The sequence below is a fragment of the Hyphomonas sp. genome, from assembly GCF_041689225.1.
Lineage (GTDB): Bacteria > Pseudomonadota > Alphaproteobacteria > Caulobacterales > Hyphomonadaceae > Hyphomonas.
This window is the reverse complement of sequence record NZ_JBDNGN010000117.1, coordinates 20429-36756: the sequence shown is the minus strand read 5'-3', so window position 1 is coordinate 36756 and position 16328 is coordinate 20429. Positions and strand designations below refer to the sequence as shown.

Genomic DNA, 16328 nt, shown 5'->3' with positions numbered 1-16328 from the left:
TTGCGCGCCGCTGCCGCCCGAAACTTCGACGATCTCGAAACCGCCATCGCAAACATCTGCAATCTCTACGACCCAAAGGAATGCTGGAACTATTTCAAGGAAGCCGGATATGTGTCAGATTAATCGCACGGTGCTCTAGTCGATTTCGTTCATGTAGTTTGGCAACCAGCCTTCATGTGCTTCCCGGAGCCGGGAGAGGGGCAGTTCAGCCACTTTTCGTGCTTTGACTGGCTCTTCAATGAAGACGAGATTATCGCCTTGGACACTTCCGCACCAGCCTGCATTGATGGACAATTCGTGGCCTCTCCGCACGATCTCGGCCTGTGACGACTGCGGAACAGCAATCAGGTAACGCGCCGAGGCTTCGCAGAACAGGTTCATTGCGGCGGCCTTGTCCTGGCCTATATCTTCGATCGAGACTGTCATTCCCATGCCACTCGCCAGCGCCAATTCGGCCGCAGCACAAGCAATTCCACCATCGCTGACATCGTGCACGGCATGGACAAGCCCGTCGTGAATGAGTTGCCTTACGAAAGTCGCGTGCTTCTTCTCAATTTCGAGGTCGATGGGTGGCGGCGATCCGAGATATTCCCCTTTCAGCCCAAGCCATTCGCGCGCAAAAAGTGAGGCGCCGAACTGGCCAGTCGTGTCGCCAATGAAAATCAGCACGTCGTCTTTTTGTGCGCCCTTGAGCGTCGCTATCTTGCTGACATCCTCGATCAGTCCGATCCCGCCCACGACCGGCGTCGGTGGAATGGCCACGCCGTCGGTCTCGTTATAGAGCGAGACGTTGCCGGACACGACGGGGAAGTCGAGCACGCGGCAGGCCTCGGCCATGCCTTCGATGGCCTTGACGATGTAGCCCATCGTGGCGGGCTTTTCCGGGTTGCCGAAATTTAGGTTGTCGGTGATTGCAATCGGTGTGGCACCGACTGATGACAGGTTGCGATAGGCTTCTGCAACAGCCTGCTTGCCGCCCTCAAAAGGGTCGGCGGCGACATAGTGCGGGTTGCAATCGGAACAGATGGCGAGCGCCTTGTTCGTGCCGTGGATGCGCACGATAGCAGCGTTACCCATGCTCTGCGAACTATCGACCGTGTCGTTCATCACGTGGCGGTCATACTGTTCCCAGATCCAGCGCTTGGACGCCATGTCCGGACAGGACATCAGCTTGAGCACCACGTCGCCATAATCCCCGGGCTCAGGGAATCTGGAGATGTCGAGTACGGCGCGTTTTGGCGGCTCGATCCATGGCCGGTCATAATTGGGAGCGTCTTCAGCCAGCGGTGCGACAGGGATATCGCACACGACCTGCCCAAACTGCGTGAGCACGAGGTGGCCGGTATCCGTCGTCTCGCCGATAACTTCGGCGGAGAGATCGTACTTGTCGAAAATCGCCTTCGCCATGTCGATCTTGTCGGGATAAAGCACCATGAGCATGCGCTCCTGGCTTTCCGACAGCATGATCTCATAGGCGGTCATGCCCTCTTCGCGCTGGGGCACCTTGTCGAGGTCCATGACAACGCCGATGCCTTCGCCATTGGCGCCGCCACTGGCCGCCATTTCGACGCTGGACGATGTCAGGCCGGCTGCGCCCATGTCCTGGATGGCCTGGATCGCGTCAGTCGCCATCAGTTCGAGGCAGGCCTCGATCAGCAGCTTTTCGGTGAACGGGTCGCCGACCTGAACGGTGGGACGTTTCTCCTCGTCACCTTCGGAGAATTCGGCCGACGCCATGGTTGCGCCGTGGATGCCGTCGCGGCCGGTCTTGGAGCCGACATAGAAGATCGGGTTCCCGGGCGTGGCGCCGCGCGCATAGAAAATCTTGTCCTGGTCCGCGAGGCCAATGGCCATCGCGTTGACGAGGATGTTGCCATTGTAGCCAGCGTCGAACTGCGTCTCGCCCGCGACCGTGGGCACGCCAACGCAATTGCCATAGCCGCCGATGCCGGCGACGACACCCGCCACGAGGCTGCGGGTCTTTGGATGGCTCGGGTCGCCGAAGCGCAGGGCGTTGACCAGCGCGATTGGGCGCGCGCCCATTGTGAACACGTCACGCAGGATGCCGCCGACGCCAGTCGCCGCGCCCTGGTAGGGCTCGATGTAGGACGGGTGGTTGTGGCTCTCCATCTTGAAGATGGCGGCCTGGCCGTCGCCGATATCGATCACGCCGGCATTCTCGCCGGGACCCTGGATGACGCGGGCGTTCTTGGTCGGGAATTTCGACAGGTGGCGCCGGGATGACTTGTAGGAGCAATGCTCGGACCACATCACCGAATAGATGCCGAGTTCGACCAGGTTTGGGTGGCGGCCAAGGCGGGTGACGAGGCGTTCCCACTCATCGGCCTTGATGCCGTGTTCGACGCCTTCTTTGGCGGTCTGAGTGGTCGTTAGCTGGGCGAGTATCGCAGATGTATCAGGCATGCGGGCGCTTTAACCGCAAAGTGCCCGAGTCGCCAGCCTGATTGTGCTCACTCGGGCGTTTGGGCCGCCTGCCAAGCGGCACCCTCGGATTTGGCCAGTGCGACCAGATTGCCCATCGCGAGGTTCATATCGACGAGATGCAGGCCCCAGTCGGCCAGGATTTCGCCGTTGACGAGCACGTCGCCGGGAATGTCATCGGCGCGCGGGTCCGTCGGATCAGCCTTGATTGAAATGGCCAGCCAGTCGTGCGTTTCATTGGCTTCGCACGTGGCCGTCAGAAGGTCCGGAAGCGAAACGAAGGGCGTCTCGACGGGTACGCCATAGTCGTTTGGCGCAGGCCGTCCGAGGCTTTGGCGCGGCATGAAGGCGTGCAGGCCATCTCCGTCGCCCGTGAGCTCTGTGGGGTTGTTACAGACGGCGCGGTGGTCACCATCCGCTAGTCCGAACCGGGAGTCGGCTGGCGGCGGCGCGGTCGCGCGGAAGCTCTCGAAGTTCACGAGGCAACCGGTTTCGGCGCCCGATTTGCAGACGGGCAGGCCTGCTGCCTTGCCAGTTGCCGGGTCAATCCTGGTTGGAAACCCGATGGCGTGTACGGCAATCAGTTTCGCTTGGTCTGGCGATCCGACGATGTCTGTTTTCAGCATGTCGTAAATCATGCCGGCGCCCTGTGAATGACCGATCAGGACCACGCCGCGACCATTGTTCTGGTCCTTCATGTATGTGTTCCAACTGTCGATCACGTCGGCATAGCGCATCTCTGCATTAGCGGTGGACTGGCCCGTCATCATCTGCGTGCGCAACTCGAGCAGCGTGCGCTGGCGGTAGATGGGTGCGAACAGGCGGCATGTCTCGCCATAGCGTGCGAACTGGTTTGCCACGACATTCAGTTCTTCGGGCCCGGGGGTCATGTCGCTGTTGGGCGTCGGGTCAAACGAGACGGTGGGATAGATGTAGAAGCAATCAAACTCAGGATCGACGGCAGGTTCGAACGGGATGATCGAGGTCGTACCGTCGGCAGCGATTGCGGTCGCGGTCAGGTCAATCGCGCAGGCGTCTGACGCCTTGTCGGGGTGGCACAGCCAGTTTGCCATGTCGGCATAATCATTCTGTTCGAAACCGGGGGCTTGCGCCGCTGCCGGCTCGGCGACGGGCGTTGCGTTGTTGCTCTTCGGTGCGTCTTTGGAGCACGATGACAGGACGAGCGCGGTAGCGCCGATCAACAGCTTCTTCAACATGGATGTTTCCTCGGATTTCTGCTTGCCGAGAAGTGCTGTCAGATTCTCAGAGCCTTGTCGATTTCTGAAAGGTGGCGGGCCTTGTCGGCGTCGCTGAGAAAGGCGCCGGTGAAACTGTTTCGGGCGAGTTGAACGAGTTGATCGGCGCTGAGGTCGAGTGCGTCGGCGATCTCAAGATAGTTCTGGTTTATGTACCCGCCGAAATAGGCGGGGTCATCCGAGTTGACCGTCACAAGCAAGCCCGCTTCCAGCTGTGTCTTCAGCGGGCTGTCGCGAAGGTCGTCGATGACGCAGAGCGACAGGTTGGAAAGGGGGCAGTTGGTCAGTGGCGTTTGCGAATCGAGCAGGACCTGGACCAGTCCGGCATCCTCCATTGACCGGTTGCCATGGTCGATGCGGTCGGCGCCGATATCGATGAGCGCTTCGCGGACATATTCCGGCGGTCCTTCCTCGCCGGCATGGAGACAGAGCTTGAATCCCAATTCCCGGCATTTCGCAAATAGGCGCCCAAACTTGGACGGCGGGTTGCCGACTTCTGAACTGTCCAGGCCGACACCAATGAAACGGTCGTGATAAGGCGTCGACTCGTCGAGGAGCGCGAAGCCGTCCGCCTCACTCAGATGGCGCAGGAAGCTCATGATCAGGCGTGACGTGATGCCGAGTTTTTCCTCGCCGTCGTTCAGCGCGCGGAGAATGCCATCGGCGACCGTCGCAAAGGCGACGCCGCGTTCGGTGTGCGCCTGCGGGTCGAAGAATATCTCTACATGGCGGACACTGTCGGTGGCTACGCGTTGAAGATAGGCCCATGTCAGGTCGTAGAAATCCTGCTCATGGAGAAGGACGGCCATGCCCTGATAATAGATGTCGAGGAATTCCTGAAGATTGGAGAAGGCGTACGCAGCCCGGGCCTCCTCCAGAGTCTTGAAGGGCACCGTAATCTTGTTGCGCTCCGCAATTGCCAACATCAGTTCGGGCTCGAAGCTGCCTTCGATGTGGAGGTGGAGTTCGGCTTTGGGCAGTTTGGCGATCAGCGAAGCACGGTCAGTCATTCAAGGCCTCCAGGAGTGGTCTCAGGTGGGATTCATAGTTCCGCCAGCGACCCGAAGAACGCTGGTAGAGCGGTTCGCGCACTTGCCAGACGCTGGCCGTCTTAACAGGCGTGCGGCTATTGTGAAAGTCGAGGCAGGCGGCGTCAAACGGCAGGTTGAGGAAGGTCAGGACCTTCCGGATTTCGAGTTCAGGCGATCGTACCAGCGCATCATAATCCACATCGATAATCTTGTCCGGAGCGATGGATTTCCAATGCGCCATGAGCCCTTGATAAGCGCGGTATTGGTGGCCGAGATGGGCGAGGTCGAGGGCGTGAGGCTGCATGTGGCTGAGGTGGAGGAAATAGTTCGACAGGCACGTGTCGAGGGGGTCTCGGACCGTGTGAAGGATGCGCGCATCCGGAAACAACCTGAGTATGAGACCGATATGGTAGAAATTGTCGGGGCGTTTGTCCGTGACGATGCCTGAAGCGCCAGGCAAGCGGAGCGCCACGCCTGAGAGATACACGTCGCGCAGCTCGGCGGCTCGTGCGGTGGAAAGATTGGCCAGGCTTTGCGGGTAAGGTCTCAGGTCGCGCGCTGCGATCGTGCCCAGAAGGGGAAGCTCTCCGCCCGTTGTAACGGCGCTGTGCGCGGACAAGACCTGTTCCAGCAAAGTCGAACCGGACCGGAACTGGCCGAGGATGAACACGGGCGAAAGCGCGCCGGTGCTGGTAGGAGTGATCGGCCCAGGAGCCGGCAGGGACATGAGCGCTGCTACCAGCGCATGCTGGCGCGCAGGATCGTAGCCAGGTTGCTTCGGGTCGCGCGCCGCGAGACTCTGGGCATTCGCGTTCTTGAACGCCTCAAATGCGTGGTCATAGGCGCCGACCTGATCGAGCAGGCGACCGAGCGCAAATCCAAGACTCGTCCGGGCGGAGGCGGGCAAGTCGGTGCGAACAAGCGCAGACTGAATCTGTACGACAAGCTCATCATGCGGCGAATCGATTTTCGACAAATTGGCGAGGCGGGCGAGGGGTTCCGGTTCGCTCGGCGATTGTTGGAGCAGTGTACGGTATTCGGATGCCGCGCCTTCACGGTCGCCCAGGTCTTCAAGCGTGTTGGCGAGATTGAACCGGGCGTGTCCATAGCGGGGATTGATCGCGAGTGCGGCGCGGTACGAGTCCTGAGCCTTGGCTGGGTCAAGCAAGTCGTCGGCAAAGATCACCCCCTTGTTGAGGAGCACTTCTTCGGGACCGCTGACATTGAGCGCGAGGGCGCGATCATAGGCGGCAATGGCGGCAGTCGGGTCGCCGGCACGCCGCAGAAGCCAGCCGAGATTGTACCAGCTATCAGGAAGGTTTGGCGCTTCGGCCAGCACGGCGCGATAGGCGGCTATGGCTTCGGGCACTTTGCCGGATTCCCTGAGCATCGATGCTCGGGCAAGGCGTTGGGCAATACGAGGGGGCAGTGGTTTTTGTGTCATGCTGCCTGTCGTTTTAAGTGTGACAGGCGCACGTGGCCAGCGGATCAGGTGGCGCTGACGAGGCTTTCGAAAACGCCGAGTCCATCAAGGCCGCCTTCGTTGCCGCCGACGGCGCGTTCAGGGTGTGGCATCATACCGAGCACACGACCATTTTCGCTGAGGATGCCAGCGATGTCACGCGCGGCTCCGTTCGGGTTTTCGCCCTGAACATAGCGGAACGTAACCCGGCCTTCGCCTTCGAGCCGGTCGAGCGTCGCGTCATCAGCGAAAAAGTTGCCGTCGTGGTGGGCGATCGGGAAGGTGACCGTGTCGCGCCCGGCATAGGCGCTGGTAAAGGCGGTATTGGCGCTTTCCACGGACAGGCGTTGTGGCTTGCAGACGAAGTGAAGTGACGCATTGCGCATCAGCGCTCCCGGCAGGAGACGAGTTTCGCAGAGGATCTGGAAGCCATTGCAGACGCCCAGAACATAGCCGCCGCGTCTGGCGTGCGCGGTCAATTGTTCGATGATTGGCGAGTTGCCGGCAATTGCGCCGCACCGCAGGTAATCCCCGTAGGAAAAGCCTCCGGGCACCATGACAAGGTCGGTGTCGGACGGGATCGTCCCGTCCTTGTGCCAGACCATGGCCGGGACCTTGCCCGTGACCTTGGCCAGGGCATCCTGCGCGTCCCGGTCACAGTTGGATCCGGGAAAAACGATGACGGCGGTTTTCATGCGCGTCCTTTAGCAGGGAGTCGGAGGAAAAGGGAACTGGTTTTGGCGGAATCGGCCGTACCGGACGAAACAATTCACGACGAGACGGCCGGTGCGAAACTACTGCTTGCTGGTTCCCGATTACGCGCTCAGCATGAATTGCTCAGTCGAGAAGGAGAGCATTCCATGAAAAAGTTTCTGATCGCCCTTATGGCCGTTTCTTATGTGCCGTTCGTCACTGCCTGCAACACGGTAGAAGGCGTTGGCAAAGACGTTGAAGCTGGCGGCGAAGTCGTCCAGGACGCGGCCAAGAAAGTCAAAGAAGAAATTACCGAGTAATCCGGTTGGCGTCCGGCGGGAATTTCCAGCCGGACGCCCGTTCCGTCACGCTACGGCCGGCTGTGCGGATCAGTAATTGTCCATGAATTTCAGGTCGATATGGCGCTTCAGAGCCCAAAGTCCCGGCATGTTCAGGGTGACGCCCCATTTCTCAGCAATGGCGCGGCGTCGACCAAGACTGACAAGCTTCAGGTAATCCTTCTGCGGGTGGTACTGGGCTAGCGGCTGATTGGCCGCGAGCCTGACGAGCTGTTTGGCGAGCACCGCTCCCTGACGCACGGCGAAAACGCCGGCCTTGGGTCTCGGGTCAAACGTCAGGTGGGCCGTGTCCCCACACGCGAAGACGTGGGGGTGGCTGACGGATTGAAGTGCCTGACCCACGGAAACGAATCCGTCGTTCAGGGTGAGCCCTGTCCCGGTCAGCCAGGCCTGTGGGCGCGCGCCGGTCGCGAGGGCCACAAAGCCTGCCGGGACGTCCTCGCGAGATGCGAGGCGGAGACTGTCCTCGTCAGCATCTGCAACAGTTTCACCTGTGAACATCGCTACGCCGGCCCGCTTCAGTTCGCGCTGCAGCTGCGCCCGCATTGATGCGTTGCCGCCTGGCAGCAGGTCGGTCCCGCGCTCGATTAATGACACGTGGACAGGACGAGAAAGGCCCAGTTTTTCCAACCGGTATTTCATCGACAAGGCCAGTTCGACGCCAGCTGTCCCGGCACCGAGGACGGCGGCGTGAGGCGGAAGCTTGCCGGTCTCTACTTGGGAAACAAACGCTGACCAGCGGTCCGCGAACGGGCCGAGCGGTTTCACGGGAACGCCGAGTTTTCGCAGGCTTTCCGGGCCTGAGACTTCGGCTATCGCGCCGATATCCAGTGACGCATAGTCGAACGAAAGCGTGTCACCATCAGCGAGATCGACAGTCTGCGCGGCGGGGTCCAGCGAGGTTGCGCGGGTGGAATGCAAGGTGGCGCCAGCGGTGCGGCAGAGCGGCGGGAGGGGTATTTCAAGGGTGTGGCGCTTCCAGTGCCCGGCAATGTGGCCGGGCAACAATCCGCTGTAGGATGTCGTGAGGTCAGGGCTGACGAGATGGATGTCCAGCCCGGCAGGTTTGCGCCGGGCGAGGTGTCTCAACGCTACGACATGCGTGTGTCCTCCTCCGATCAGGAGGATGCGCGTCATGCCTTGGCTGCCGGCGATGACCACCAGGACTGGATCGCAGCGGCGATGGCGTGGCTCGGGTCACTGGCGGCAGCAGGAGCGCGGAAGGCGACGACGGCCGAGCCTTCAAGCGCGCTTTCGTCATTGACGTCCACTGGCCATCTGGCGCCGGCGATTATGCAGTCGTCGAGGCCGGCAAGGTATTCACCGAATTCTGCCTCGCGGCCGTCCCGGAAGAGCGGCAGCCAGAGGATCAGGATGCCTTGCGGCCAGCGTTTCAGCGCGCGCGGTGTCCAGAGGGCAAGCGCGTCAATGTCACGGCTGGTCTCATAGCTGGGGTCAACAAAGCAGACCATCTGTTCGCCGCCCCGGGGCGACAGTTTCAGCGCACCGGAATAACCGTCGGAATGCTTGACCTGAACGCGGGGGTCGCTGCCGACGGCGGCTTCCAATGCCGCGTGCTCCGCAGGGTGCTTTTCGAAGAACACCATGCGTGCCGTTGGCGGCAAAAGCTGACGTGCGAGGTCGGGAGAGCCCGGATAGTTTTTCATGCCGCAGTCTTCAACATGCGATACCCAGGGTTTCAGCGCACGTGGCGGCTTGCCACGGTGCAAGGCCAGGATGCCCGTCTCCGCTTCGCCGCCCTTGCGTGCCTGTTCGCCGGTCAGGTCATAGCGTCCGCGCCCCGAATGCGTTTCGACATAGAGGATCGGTTTGCCGACCGCCGCGATATGTCCGAGCAGCGCGTGAAGGACGGCGTGCTTGAGCACGTCGGCGCGGTTTCCTGCGTGGTAGCCATGTTGGTAGGAGAGCATGGAGGCGCCTTTCCGGCGTCAGAATGAAATAGTCCCGAACGACCGTCAGGGCCATCCGGGACTAAGACGTTTGGGCGTTCGCGTCTATTCGGAAGCGAGCGATTCCTTGCGGGCGGCCTCGAACTCGTTGCCCGGATACCAGGTCGGCCAGTCGGACGAATCGGCGATGCCTTTACCCACGGCATAGAGCGCCTGGATGTCCTCGGTGAAGCCGGAGAGGTCCCAGTCATCCGAATATTCGTCCATTGGCTTGTGGTAGCGCTCGGCTGTGTAAGCCGCTGCCGCGGCCTTGCCTGCGGCTACGCCGCCTTCAAGCTTGTCGTCGCCACCGTCGGCATAGAGCATCGGCACGCCACGCTTGGCGAGCGAGATGTGGTCGGACCGGTAGAAGTATCCCGCTTCCGGTTTGCCGTCCGGTGTAATGACGCGGTCATTGGCCTTCAGGATGGCCGCGAGGCGGTCCTCAAGCTGCGATGCGCCATAGCCGATCACGACCATGTTGTGCGTGCGGCCCACAGGCAGCGCGCCGTCCATGTTCACGCCCGCGACGATCTGGTTGAGCGGTACTGTCGGGTGCTCAGCGAAATATTCCGAGCCGAGAAGGCCGGACTCTTCGAGTGTCACCGATACGAACAATAGCGAACGATCATGCGACTCGGCGGCAAAAGCCTCGGCCAGTTCGAGCAGGGCCGAAGCGCCGGTCGCATTGTCCACTGCGCCATTGAAGATCTGGTCGTCATAGAAGTCTTCGCCCGGGGCGCCGGTTTTCTGGCCCGTCTTCTTGCCGAGGTGATCCCAGTGCGCCGTGTAGAGCACATATTCGTCTGGCGTGGTTGCGCCCGGAAGGACACCGATCACGTTACGGCTGTCGAGGTTTTCGATCGTTTGCACGATTTCCCCCGTCGCCTTGACGCCGGTCAGGGGGACCGCCTGGAAGCCGGGCGTTTTCGCGGCGGTTTTCATCGCTTCGAAATCCTTGCCGGCGGAGGCGAGAAGCTTTTCAGCCATCGCACGGCTGATCCAGCCTTCCATCAGGGCCCGGTTGGCGCCGCCATCGGCGCGAACAAGGTCAGACTGTGCGCCCGACCAGGAGTTCTTCACAACATCCCAGCCATAAGAGGCTGGTTCGGTCTCGTGGACGATGATCGCGGCGGCGGCACCCTGACGGGCCGCCTCTTCGTACTTGTAAGTCCAGCGACCGTAATAGGTCATGGCCTTGCCCTTGAAGAGATCCGTGTCGCCCGTGGCAAAACCAGGATCATTCACGAGGATGACCACTGTCTTGCCGGTGACGTCCTGGCCGGCATAATCGTTCCAGTCATATTCCGGCGCGACAACGCCGTAGCCGACGAAGACGACGTCGGACGGTGCGAATGAAATTGTCGCGGAATCCTGATGCTTGGTCCAGATGACCGAGTCTTCCTTCAGGACGGTCGGCATTTCCGTGCCGTCCGGCACCGTGAAAGTGAGGAAGGATTGTGCGGGGTCAATGGTCTGGTTGACCATGGCGACCTTCTGGAAATACGTGCCGTCGTCACTGCCGGGCTGGAGGCCGATGCGCGCCATTTCGGCGCCGATCCAGGCAGCAGCGGCCTCGCCGATTGGCGTGCCGGGGCCGCGACCTTCGAACGTGTCGTCAGCCAGCGCTTTGATACGCTGGGCAAGGTCGCTTGCGTTAATATCAGCTGTCGTATCGGCTGGGAGCGGCAGAAGCAGCGTTTCGGCTGGCGGCGTTTCGGCGACAGGCGCATCGACAGGCGCTTCCTGCTTCGGGCCGCCGCATGCGGCGAGTGCGATCAACGACACGGCAAGTGCAAAATTTTTCATGGATGTTTGCCCCTCCAATGGGCATCGTTCAGAGATTGCCAACGGGTCTGGCATGCGCCGCTTCGGGCTTCAAGCCGCATGCTGGGGAGGGACCAGTAAAAAAGGCGGACCCCATTGCTGGAGTCCGCCCTTGATCGACTTGTTATCAGTCAGAAACTATTCCGCAGCTTGTTCGGCAGCAGCTTCAGCTTCTTCGGCTGCTTCTTCTGCGACTTCTTCCGCTGAATCAGCAGCCGCGTCAGCGGCTTCTTCCGCAACGTCAGCAGCTTCTGCAGCGACGGTTGCATCTTCGGTCACTTCAGCGGCGACAGCGGCAGGAGCAGATTCCACGGCGACATCAGCTGCATCTGCAGCCACGTCAGCGGAAACTTCGGCCGAAGCGGCGTCGAGGCTTGCGGCGGTTTCGGATTCGGCAACGGTTGGTGTTGCGCAAGCGGCGAGCATAGCCATTGATGCAACGGCACCGGCGATAAGTTTGATGTTCATGAATTTCACCCTCTCTGAGACTTTATTGTCTTGTGTATGGCGAACGCCCTTCCCGGAATTCGCCTAGGGCGGGCGTGTCAATTAAATGCGGCGATTTCAGGGCAGGGGGATCCATTCTGTCTCGTCACCCGGTACCGGCGGGAACCGGTCTGTGCCGTGGGACTGCGAGTATTCATTCCAGTCCTGCTTGGCCTGCTCAATCATGGCCTCATCGGATGCGACAAAATTCCAGTCGATTTTTCGCGGTCCATCCAATGGCGCTCCGCCACAGACTACAGCCTTCGTTCCCGGAAAGAATTCCACCGGAATGTCGGTACCCGGCGCGAGGATGAGCATGACGCCTTCCTCGACGCGTTCGCCATCCACGCGTACGCCACCTGAAACCAGGTAGAGCGCGCGCTCCTCGGCGAGGCCCGCAGGTAGTGTGAGACTGGCGCCATCTGGCGTTTCGATCGCGAGATAGAGAATCGGCCATGGGAAATCGACAGGCGAGCGGTGGTCCCAGGCTTCACCGGCGAGCACGCGGACGTCAGCGCCGTTCTCTTTGAACGCGGGTAGCGTGTCGGCGGCGTGGTGCACGAACGACGGCGCGATGGCTTCGTGGCTGAGTGGCAGGGCAACCCAGGTCTGCAATCCATGCATACTCTGGCCGGCTTCACGTTCAGGCAGCGGCGTGCGCTCGGAATGAACAATACCGTGGCCAGCGGTCATCCAGTTCACGGCGCCCGGACGAATAACGAGATCAGTACCGAGGCTGTCCTGATGGCGGATGGCGCCTTCGAACAGGTAGGTCACGGTGGCGAGACCGATATGCGGGTGCGGGCGCACGTCGAATCCTTCGCCGGGCGCGTAGTCCACAGGGCCGAAATGGTCGAAGAAAATGAAAGGCCCCACCATCTTGTGGGCGTGGAAAGGCAGCACGCGCCGGACACGGAAACCGCCGCCAAGGTCGCGGGCGCGCGGGTCGATTTTTCTGACAATCTCGTTAGCCATGGGACGTAGCTCTTTCCTGATCCAAATCCGTCCTCACATATGGCTATATAATCGACGATCTCAAATCATATCTCGATCAGATTCACGCGTGCTGGCTGCGTGAACATGAGATGAGCCGCGCGCTGAACCCCGTGCTGCAGGTGAGCGGAAGCGCGAGGATACTGGTCGCAGGGCAAGCGCCGGGAGACCTGGCCGATGTGACGGGCACGCCGTTCAATGATCCGTCGGGGTGTCCGCTTGCGTGAATGGATGGGCGTCACCGAGGCCGAGTTCTACGATGCGACGCGGGTGGCCATCGTGCCGATGGGGTTCTGCTTTCCCGGAAACGACAAAAAGGGCGGCGACCTGCCGCCGATGAAACGCTGCGCGGAAACATGGCGCGCTGACCTCCTCGCGCAGTTGCCGGACCTCAAGGTGAGCATTCTTGTCGGAGGTTATGCCCAAAAATGGCATCTCGGCAAACGGGCCGGGAAGTCTTTGACGCACACCGTCCGGAACTGGCAGGCCTTTACAAGTGAGCGAATGTTCACTATACCGCACCTAAGCTGGAGAAACACTGGATGGCTAAAGCGAAATCCCTGGTTCGACGCCGACGTGCTGCCGGAACTACGGCGCGCCGCGTGGGATGCCTTGGACTCCTGACGCTCGTGATCGCGGCTTTTGCGGTCGCCAGTTGCACCCATCCCTTAACCCAGGGGGCCTTCCTGATGTCAGCACCGGTCACGCCGCGCTTCGATCCCGAAAATCATGTGTTCGTCGCTGACGATGGCGCCAGACTGGGACTCACGGTCTGGCCTGCCAAGGGTGTCGAGACTCCGGAACTCGTCGTGGTCGGCGTCCACGGCATGAACGATTATGCAAATGCGTTTCATATGGCGGCGCCGTATTGGGCGGAGAATGGCGTGACGACTTATGCCTATGACCAGCGCGGGTTTGGCCGGTCGCCCGGTCGCGGGATATGGCCCGAAGAGGAATTGATGCGTGAGGACCTGCGCGCGGCTGTAAGTGTCGCGCGGGCCAGGCACCCCAAAGCGGTTATTACGGTAGTTGGCATCTCGATGGGCGGGTCTGTCGCCATGAGCGCGTTTGGATCGGACCGGCCTCCAGCGGCTGACAGGCTGATCGCGTCGGGGCCAGGCCTTCGCGGGTGGGGGGCAATGAATCCCATCTACAAGGCCAGCCTCTGGGCCTCAACGCACACGCGGCCGGGCTGGATCGTGAGACCGCCGCGCCGTCTGGTGAAGATTGAACCGTCGGACAATGTCGAGATGCTGCGCCGGACATGGTCTGATCCCTTGATGATGACCTTTAACCGGATCGACCAAGTATATGGCGTCGTCAGGCTGATGGAGACAGCGCACATGCGGGCCGGGCGGCTGCCCGCCGGCTTGCCCACCTTGCTGTCATATGGCGCAAACGACCTCGTGATACCGCCTGCCGGCGTGAAACGCACAAGCAGGAACCTGCCGGACGGCGTTCGCACCGTGTACTACCCGAACGGCTATCATATGCTCTTGCGAGACCTGCAGGCCGAATCCGTGCAGGCTGACTATCTCGCGTTCATGAGGGACCCGGCATCGCCCTTGCCAAGCGGCAGGTCGGAATGGCCGTGGCGCTGAAGCGCGCATTCCACAGCCCAAAGCCCCTTGCGATCAGTCGCGCGTGGACAAATATAGGTCATTCTGCCAGTTCTGGCAGAATAGAGATTCCTGACAGCCAGCCCTGAGGCCTGATTTCATGACGAGTTCGTACCAGACTGCCCTCAACCTTGTTCCCATGGTGGTGGAACAGACCAGCCGGGGGGAGCGGGCGTTTGATATCTTTTCGCGCCTTCTGAAAGAGCGCATCATTTTCGTCACCGGCGGAATTGACGACAGCATGGCCGCGCTGATCACGTCGCAGCTGCTGTTCCTCGAGTCGGAAAACCCGAAAAAAGACATCGCTATGTATATCAACAGTCCTGGCGGCTACGTCACATCGGGCCTCGCGATCTATGACACGATGCAATATATTCGTTGCCCGATTTCGACTGTCTGCTTCGGCCAGGCCGCCAGCATGGGCTCGCTTCTGCTGGCTGCGGGCGAGCACGACATGCGCACCTGCCTGCCAAATGCCCGCGTGATGCTGCACCAGCCATCGGGCGGATATTCAGGCGTTGCTACAGATATCGAGCGTCACGCGAAGGACATTATCGACCTGAAGCGGCGTCTCAACAATATCTACGTCAAGCATACGGGTCAGGAATATGACGTGATCGAGCGTAAACTCGACCGGGATACGTTCCTGACGGCGGAAGAAGCGGTCGAGTTCGGCATTGTCGACAAGGTGTTTGAGCGCCGCGACGCTGAGGACGAAAAATAGGCGGCGACGCTCCCTACCAATTGCGGCCCGCCTCTTGCAGGGTGGGCCATGACCCTTATTGTCATATTAAGAAACCGGGTGAGGGCGCTTAAAGGCCCCGTTAAACCTTACCCGGCATTGAGGACGGCATGACCAAGCAAAACGGCTCAGGCGATTCGAAGAATACGCTATATTGTTCTTTCTGCGGAAAGAGCCAGCACGAAGTTAAGAAGCTTATCGCTGGACCTACGGTGTTCATCTGCGACGAGTGCGTCGAACTGTGTATGGATATCATCCGCGAAGAAAACAAAACGGCCATGGTCCGGTCGCGCGAAGGCGTGCCGACACCTCAGGAAATCTGTGATGTGCTGGATGACTATGTCATCGGGCAGCGCCTTGCCAAGCGCATCCTGTCCGTCGCCGTGCACAATCACTACAAGCGCCTGTCGCATGCCGGCAAGACGGATGGCGTAGAGCTGGCAAAATCCAACATCCTGCTGGTTGGCCCGACGGGCTGCGGCAAGACGCTGCTTGCGCAGACGCTGGCGCGCATCCTGGATGTGCCCTTCACCATGGCTGATGCCACAACTTTGACCGAAGCCGGTTATGTCGGTGAAGATGTTGAAAACATTGTTCTGAAGCTGCTGCAGTCGGCAGACTATAATGTTGAACGCGCCCAGCGCGGCATCGTCTATATCGATGAGATCGACAAGATTTCACGCAAGTCCGATAATCCGTCTATCACACGCGATGTGTCGGGTGAGGGCGTCCAGCAGGCGCTGCTCAAGATCATGGAAGGCACGGTTGCTGCTGTGCCGCCCCAAGGCGGCCGCAAGCATCCCCAGCAGGAATTCCTGCAAGTCGACACGACGAACATCCTGTTCATCTGTGGCGGTGCCTTTTCCGGGCTCGACAAGATCATTTCCTCGCGGGGCGAGAATGCCTCGATTGGCTTTGGTGCTTCGCTCAAGGATCCGGAGGCGCGCGGCGTGGGCGAAATCCTGCGCAACACGGAGCCGGAAGACCTGCAGCGCTTCGGCCTGATCCCTGAATTCATCGGCCGCCTTCCGGTCATTGCGACTCTGGAAGACCTGGATGAGGGCGCTCTGATCGAGATTCTGACCCAGCCTAAGAACGCACTGCTGAAGCAGTACCAGAAGCTGTTCGACATGGAGAATGTCTCGCTGACGTTCACGCCTGAAGCCCTGACGAGCGTTGCGCGTCGTGCGATCGGTCGCAAGACCGGTGCCCGTGGCCTGCGGTCGATTATGGAATCGATCCTGCTCGACACGATGTTCGAATTGCCAAACCTGCGCAGCGTTGAAGAAGTCGTGATCAATGGCGAAGTGGTCGAAGGCAATGCCGAGCCGCTTTACGTGCACTCAAAGAAGAGCCAGCCTGAAGCCGGCTGAGCCATCAGACACCATCAAGAATAGAAAAGCCCTGGACCTTCGGTCCGGGGCTTTTTCTTTGGCGGTCATGTCTGAGACAAAGAAAAGGCCGACACC

The 16328-nt window shown here is 60.5% G+C and carries 15 protein-coding genes; 5 read left to right on the top strand and 10 right to left on the bottom strand.

The annotated features are described in order from the left end of the window. Positions 1-135 precede the first annotated feature (135 nt). From purL to purQ, 5 genes are read right to left on the bottom strand one after another with little or no spacing between them, the layout of a single operon-like run. Positions 136-2424, bottom strand: a complete 2289-nt coding sequence (purL, locus tag ACESNB_RS11805) for a phosphoribosylformylglycinamidine synthase subunit PurL (RefSeq protein WP_373007524.1) — start codon at positions 2422-2424, stop codon at positions 136-138. Between the two features lie 47 nt (positions 2425-2471). Then, positions 2472-3659: a DUF3089 domain-containing protein gene (locus ACESNB_RS11800; protein WP_373007522.1), complete on the bottom strand. Its 1188-nt coding sequence runs from the start codon at positions 3657-3659 to the stop codon at positions 2472-2474. 38 nt (positions 3660-3697) lie between these two features. After that, positions 3698-4708, bottom strand: a complete 1011-nt coding sequence (locus tag ACESNB_RS11795) for an adenosine deaminase (RefSeq protein WP_373007520.1) — start codon at positions 4706-4708, stop codon at positions 3698-3700. Beyond that, positions 4701-6173: a sulfotransferase gene (locus tag ACESNB_RS11790; protein ID WP_373007518.1), complete on the bottom strand. Its 1473-nt coding sequence runs from the start codon at positions 6171-6173 to the stop codon at positions 4701-4703. Before ACESNB_RS11790 ends, ACESNB_RS11795 begins: the two co-directional genes overlap by 8 nt. Before the next feature lie 44 nt (positions 6174-6217). Then, positions 6218-6886: a phosphoribosylformylglycinamidine synthase subunit PurQ gene (purQ, locus tag ACESNB_RS11785; RefSeq protein ID WP_373007516.1), complete on the bottom strand. Its 669-nt coding sequence runs from the start codon at positions 6884-6886 to the stop codon at positions 6218-6220. 165 nt (positions 6887-7051) lie between these two features. Between purQ and ACESNB_RS11780 the strand changes: the two genes are divergently transcribed. Beyond that, complete coding sequence (locus ACESNB_RS11780) at positions 7052-7204, top strand: entericidin A/B family lipoprotein (RefSeq protein WP_373007513.1); 153 nt, start codon at positions 7052-7054, stop codon at positions 7202-7204. A gap of 69 nt (positions 7205-7273) precedes the next feature. On the opposite strand, the gene ACESNB_RS11775 is transcribed toward ACESNB_RS11780, so the two are convergent. The 5 genes from ACESNB_RS11775 to ACESNB_RS11755 all read right to left on the bottom strand — a co-directional run bounded on the left by ACESNB_RS11775 (position 7274) and on the right by ACESNB_RS11755 (position 12480). After that, positions 7274-8380, bottom strand: a complete 1107-nt coding sequence (locus ACESNB_RS11775) for an FAD-dependent oxidoreductase (RefSeq protein ID WP_373007511.1) — start codon at positions 8378-8380, stop codon at positions 7274-7276. Then, entirely contained in the window at positions 8377-9174 is a 798-nt protein-coding gene (gene rlmJ / locus ACESNB_RS11770; RefSeq protein ID WP_373007509.1) for a 23S rRNA (adenine(2030)-N(6))-methyltransferase RlmJ, read from the bottom strand. Before rlmJ ends, ACESNB_RS11775 begins: the two co-directional genes overlap by 4 nt. 84 nt (positions 9175-9258) lie before the next feature. Beyond that, complete coding sequence (locus tag ACESNB_RS11765) at positions 9259-11001, bottom strand: M28 family metallopeptidase (protein WP_373007507.1); 1743 nt, start codon at positions 10999-11001, stop codon at positions 9259-9261. A gap of 156 nt (positions 11002-11157) precedes the next feature. After that, on the bottom strand, positions 11158-11487 hold the full coding sequence (locus ACESNB_RS11760; protein ID WP_373007505.1) for a hypothetical protein: 330 nt from the start codon (positions 11485-11487) through the stop codon (positions 11158-11160). 96 nt (positions 11488-11583) lie between these two features. Continuing rightward, positions 11584-12480 carry a pirin family protein gene (locus ACESNB_RS11755; protein WP_373007503.1) on the bottom strand — a complete coding sequence of 299 codons (897 nt, stop codon included), beginning with the start codon at positions 12478-12480 and terminating at the stop codon, positions 11584-11586. A 249-nt stretch (positions 12481-12729) separates the two neighbouring features. Here ACESNB_RS11755 and ACESNB_RS11750 point away from each other — a divergent pair, with 249 nt between their 5' ends. From ACESNB_RS11750 to clpX, 4 genes are all read left to right on the top strand, one after another. Continuing rightward, positions 12730-13122: a uracil-DNA glycosylase family protein gene (locus ACESNB_RS11750; protein ID WP_373007501.1), complete on the top strand. Its 393-nt coding sequence runs from the start codon at positions 12730-12732 to the stop codon at positions 13120-13122. 65 nt (positions 13123-13187) lie between these two features. Next, positions 13188-14099, top strand: a complete 912-nt coding sequence (locus ACESNB_RS11745; RefSeq protein ID WP_373007499.1) for an alpha/beta fold hydrolase — start codon at positions 13188-13190, stop codon at positions 14097-14099. Between the two features lie 118 nt (positions 14100-14217). Then, the gene (locus tag ACESNB_RS11740) at positions 14218-14841 is read left to right on the top strand and encodes an ATP-dependent Clp protease proteolytic subunit (RefSeq protein ID WP_373007497.1); all 624 of its coding nucleotides are present in this window, start codon (positions 14218-14220) and stop codon (positions 14839-14841) included. Positions 14842-14969: 128 nt separating this feature from the next. After that, entirely contained in the window at positions 14970-16232 is a 1263-nt protein-coding gene (gene clpX, locus ACESNB_RS11735) for an ATP-dependent Clp protease ATP-binding subunit ClpX (protein ID WP_373007495.1), read from the top strand. Positions 16233-16328: the final 96 nt, after the last annotated feature.

Coding starts and splice junctions, on each gene's coding strand:
- ACESNB_RS11780 (WP_373007513.1), top strand. CDS start 7,052: ATGAAAAAGTTTCTGATCGCCCTTATGGCCGTTTCTTATGTGCCGTTC.
- ACESNB_RS11760 (WP_373007505.1), bottom strand. CDS start 11,487: ATGAACATCAAACTTATCGCCGGTGCCGTTGCATCAATGGCTATGCTC.
- ACESNB_RS11740 (WP_373007497.1), top strand. CDS start 14,218: ATGACGAGTTCGTACCAGACTGCCCTCAACCTTGTTCCCATGGTGGTG.
- ACESNB_RS11745 (WP_373007499.1), top strand. CDS start 13,188: ATGTCAGCACCGGTCACGCCGCGCTTCGATCCCGAAAATCATGTGTTC.
- ACESNB_RS11765 (WP_373007507.1), bottom strand. CDS start 11,001: ATGAAAAATTTTGCACTTGCCGTGTCGTTGATCGCACTCGCCGCATGC.
- rlmJ (WP_373007509.1), bottom strand. CDS start 9,174: ATGCTCTCCTACCAACATGGCTACCACGCAGGAAACCGCGCCGACGTG.
- ACESNB_RS11775 (WP_373007511.1), bottom strand. CDS start 8,380: ATGACGCGCATCCTCCTGATCGGAGGAGGACACACGCATGTCGTAGCG.
- ACESNB_RS11750 (WP_373007501.1), top strand. CDS start 12,730: ATGGGCGTCACCGAGGCCGAGTTCTACGATGCGACGCGGGTGGCCATC.
- purL (WP_373007524.1), bottom strand. CDS start 2,424: ATGCCTGATACATCTGCGATACTCGCCCAGCTAACGACCACTCAGACC.
- purQ (WP_373007516.1), bottom strand. CDS start 6,886: ATGAAAACCGCCGTCATCGTTTTTCCCGGATCCAACTGTGACCGGGAC.
- clpX (WP_373007495.1), top strand. CDS start 14,970: ATGACCAAGCAAAACGGCTCAGGCGATTCGAAGAATACGCTATATTGT.
- ACESNB_RS11790 (WP_373007518.1), bottom strand. CDS start 6,173: ATGACACAAAAACCACTGCCCCCTCGTATTGCCCAACGCCTTGCCCGA.
- ACESNB_RS11795 (WP_373007520.1), bottom strand. CDS start 4,708: ATGACTGACCGTGCTTCGCTGATCGCCAAACTGCCCAAAGCCGAACTC.
- ACESNB_RS11800 (WP_373007522.1), bottom strand. CDS start 3,659: ATGTTGAAGAAGCTGTTGATCGGCGCTACCGCGCTCGTCCTGTCATCG.
- ACESNB_RS11755 (WP_373007503.1), bottom strand. CDS start 12,480: ATGGCTAACGAGATTGTCAGAAAAATCGACCCGCGCGCCCGCGACCTT.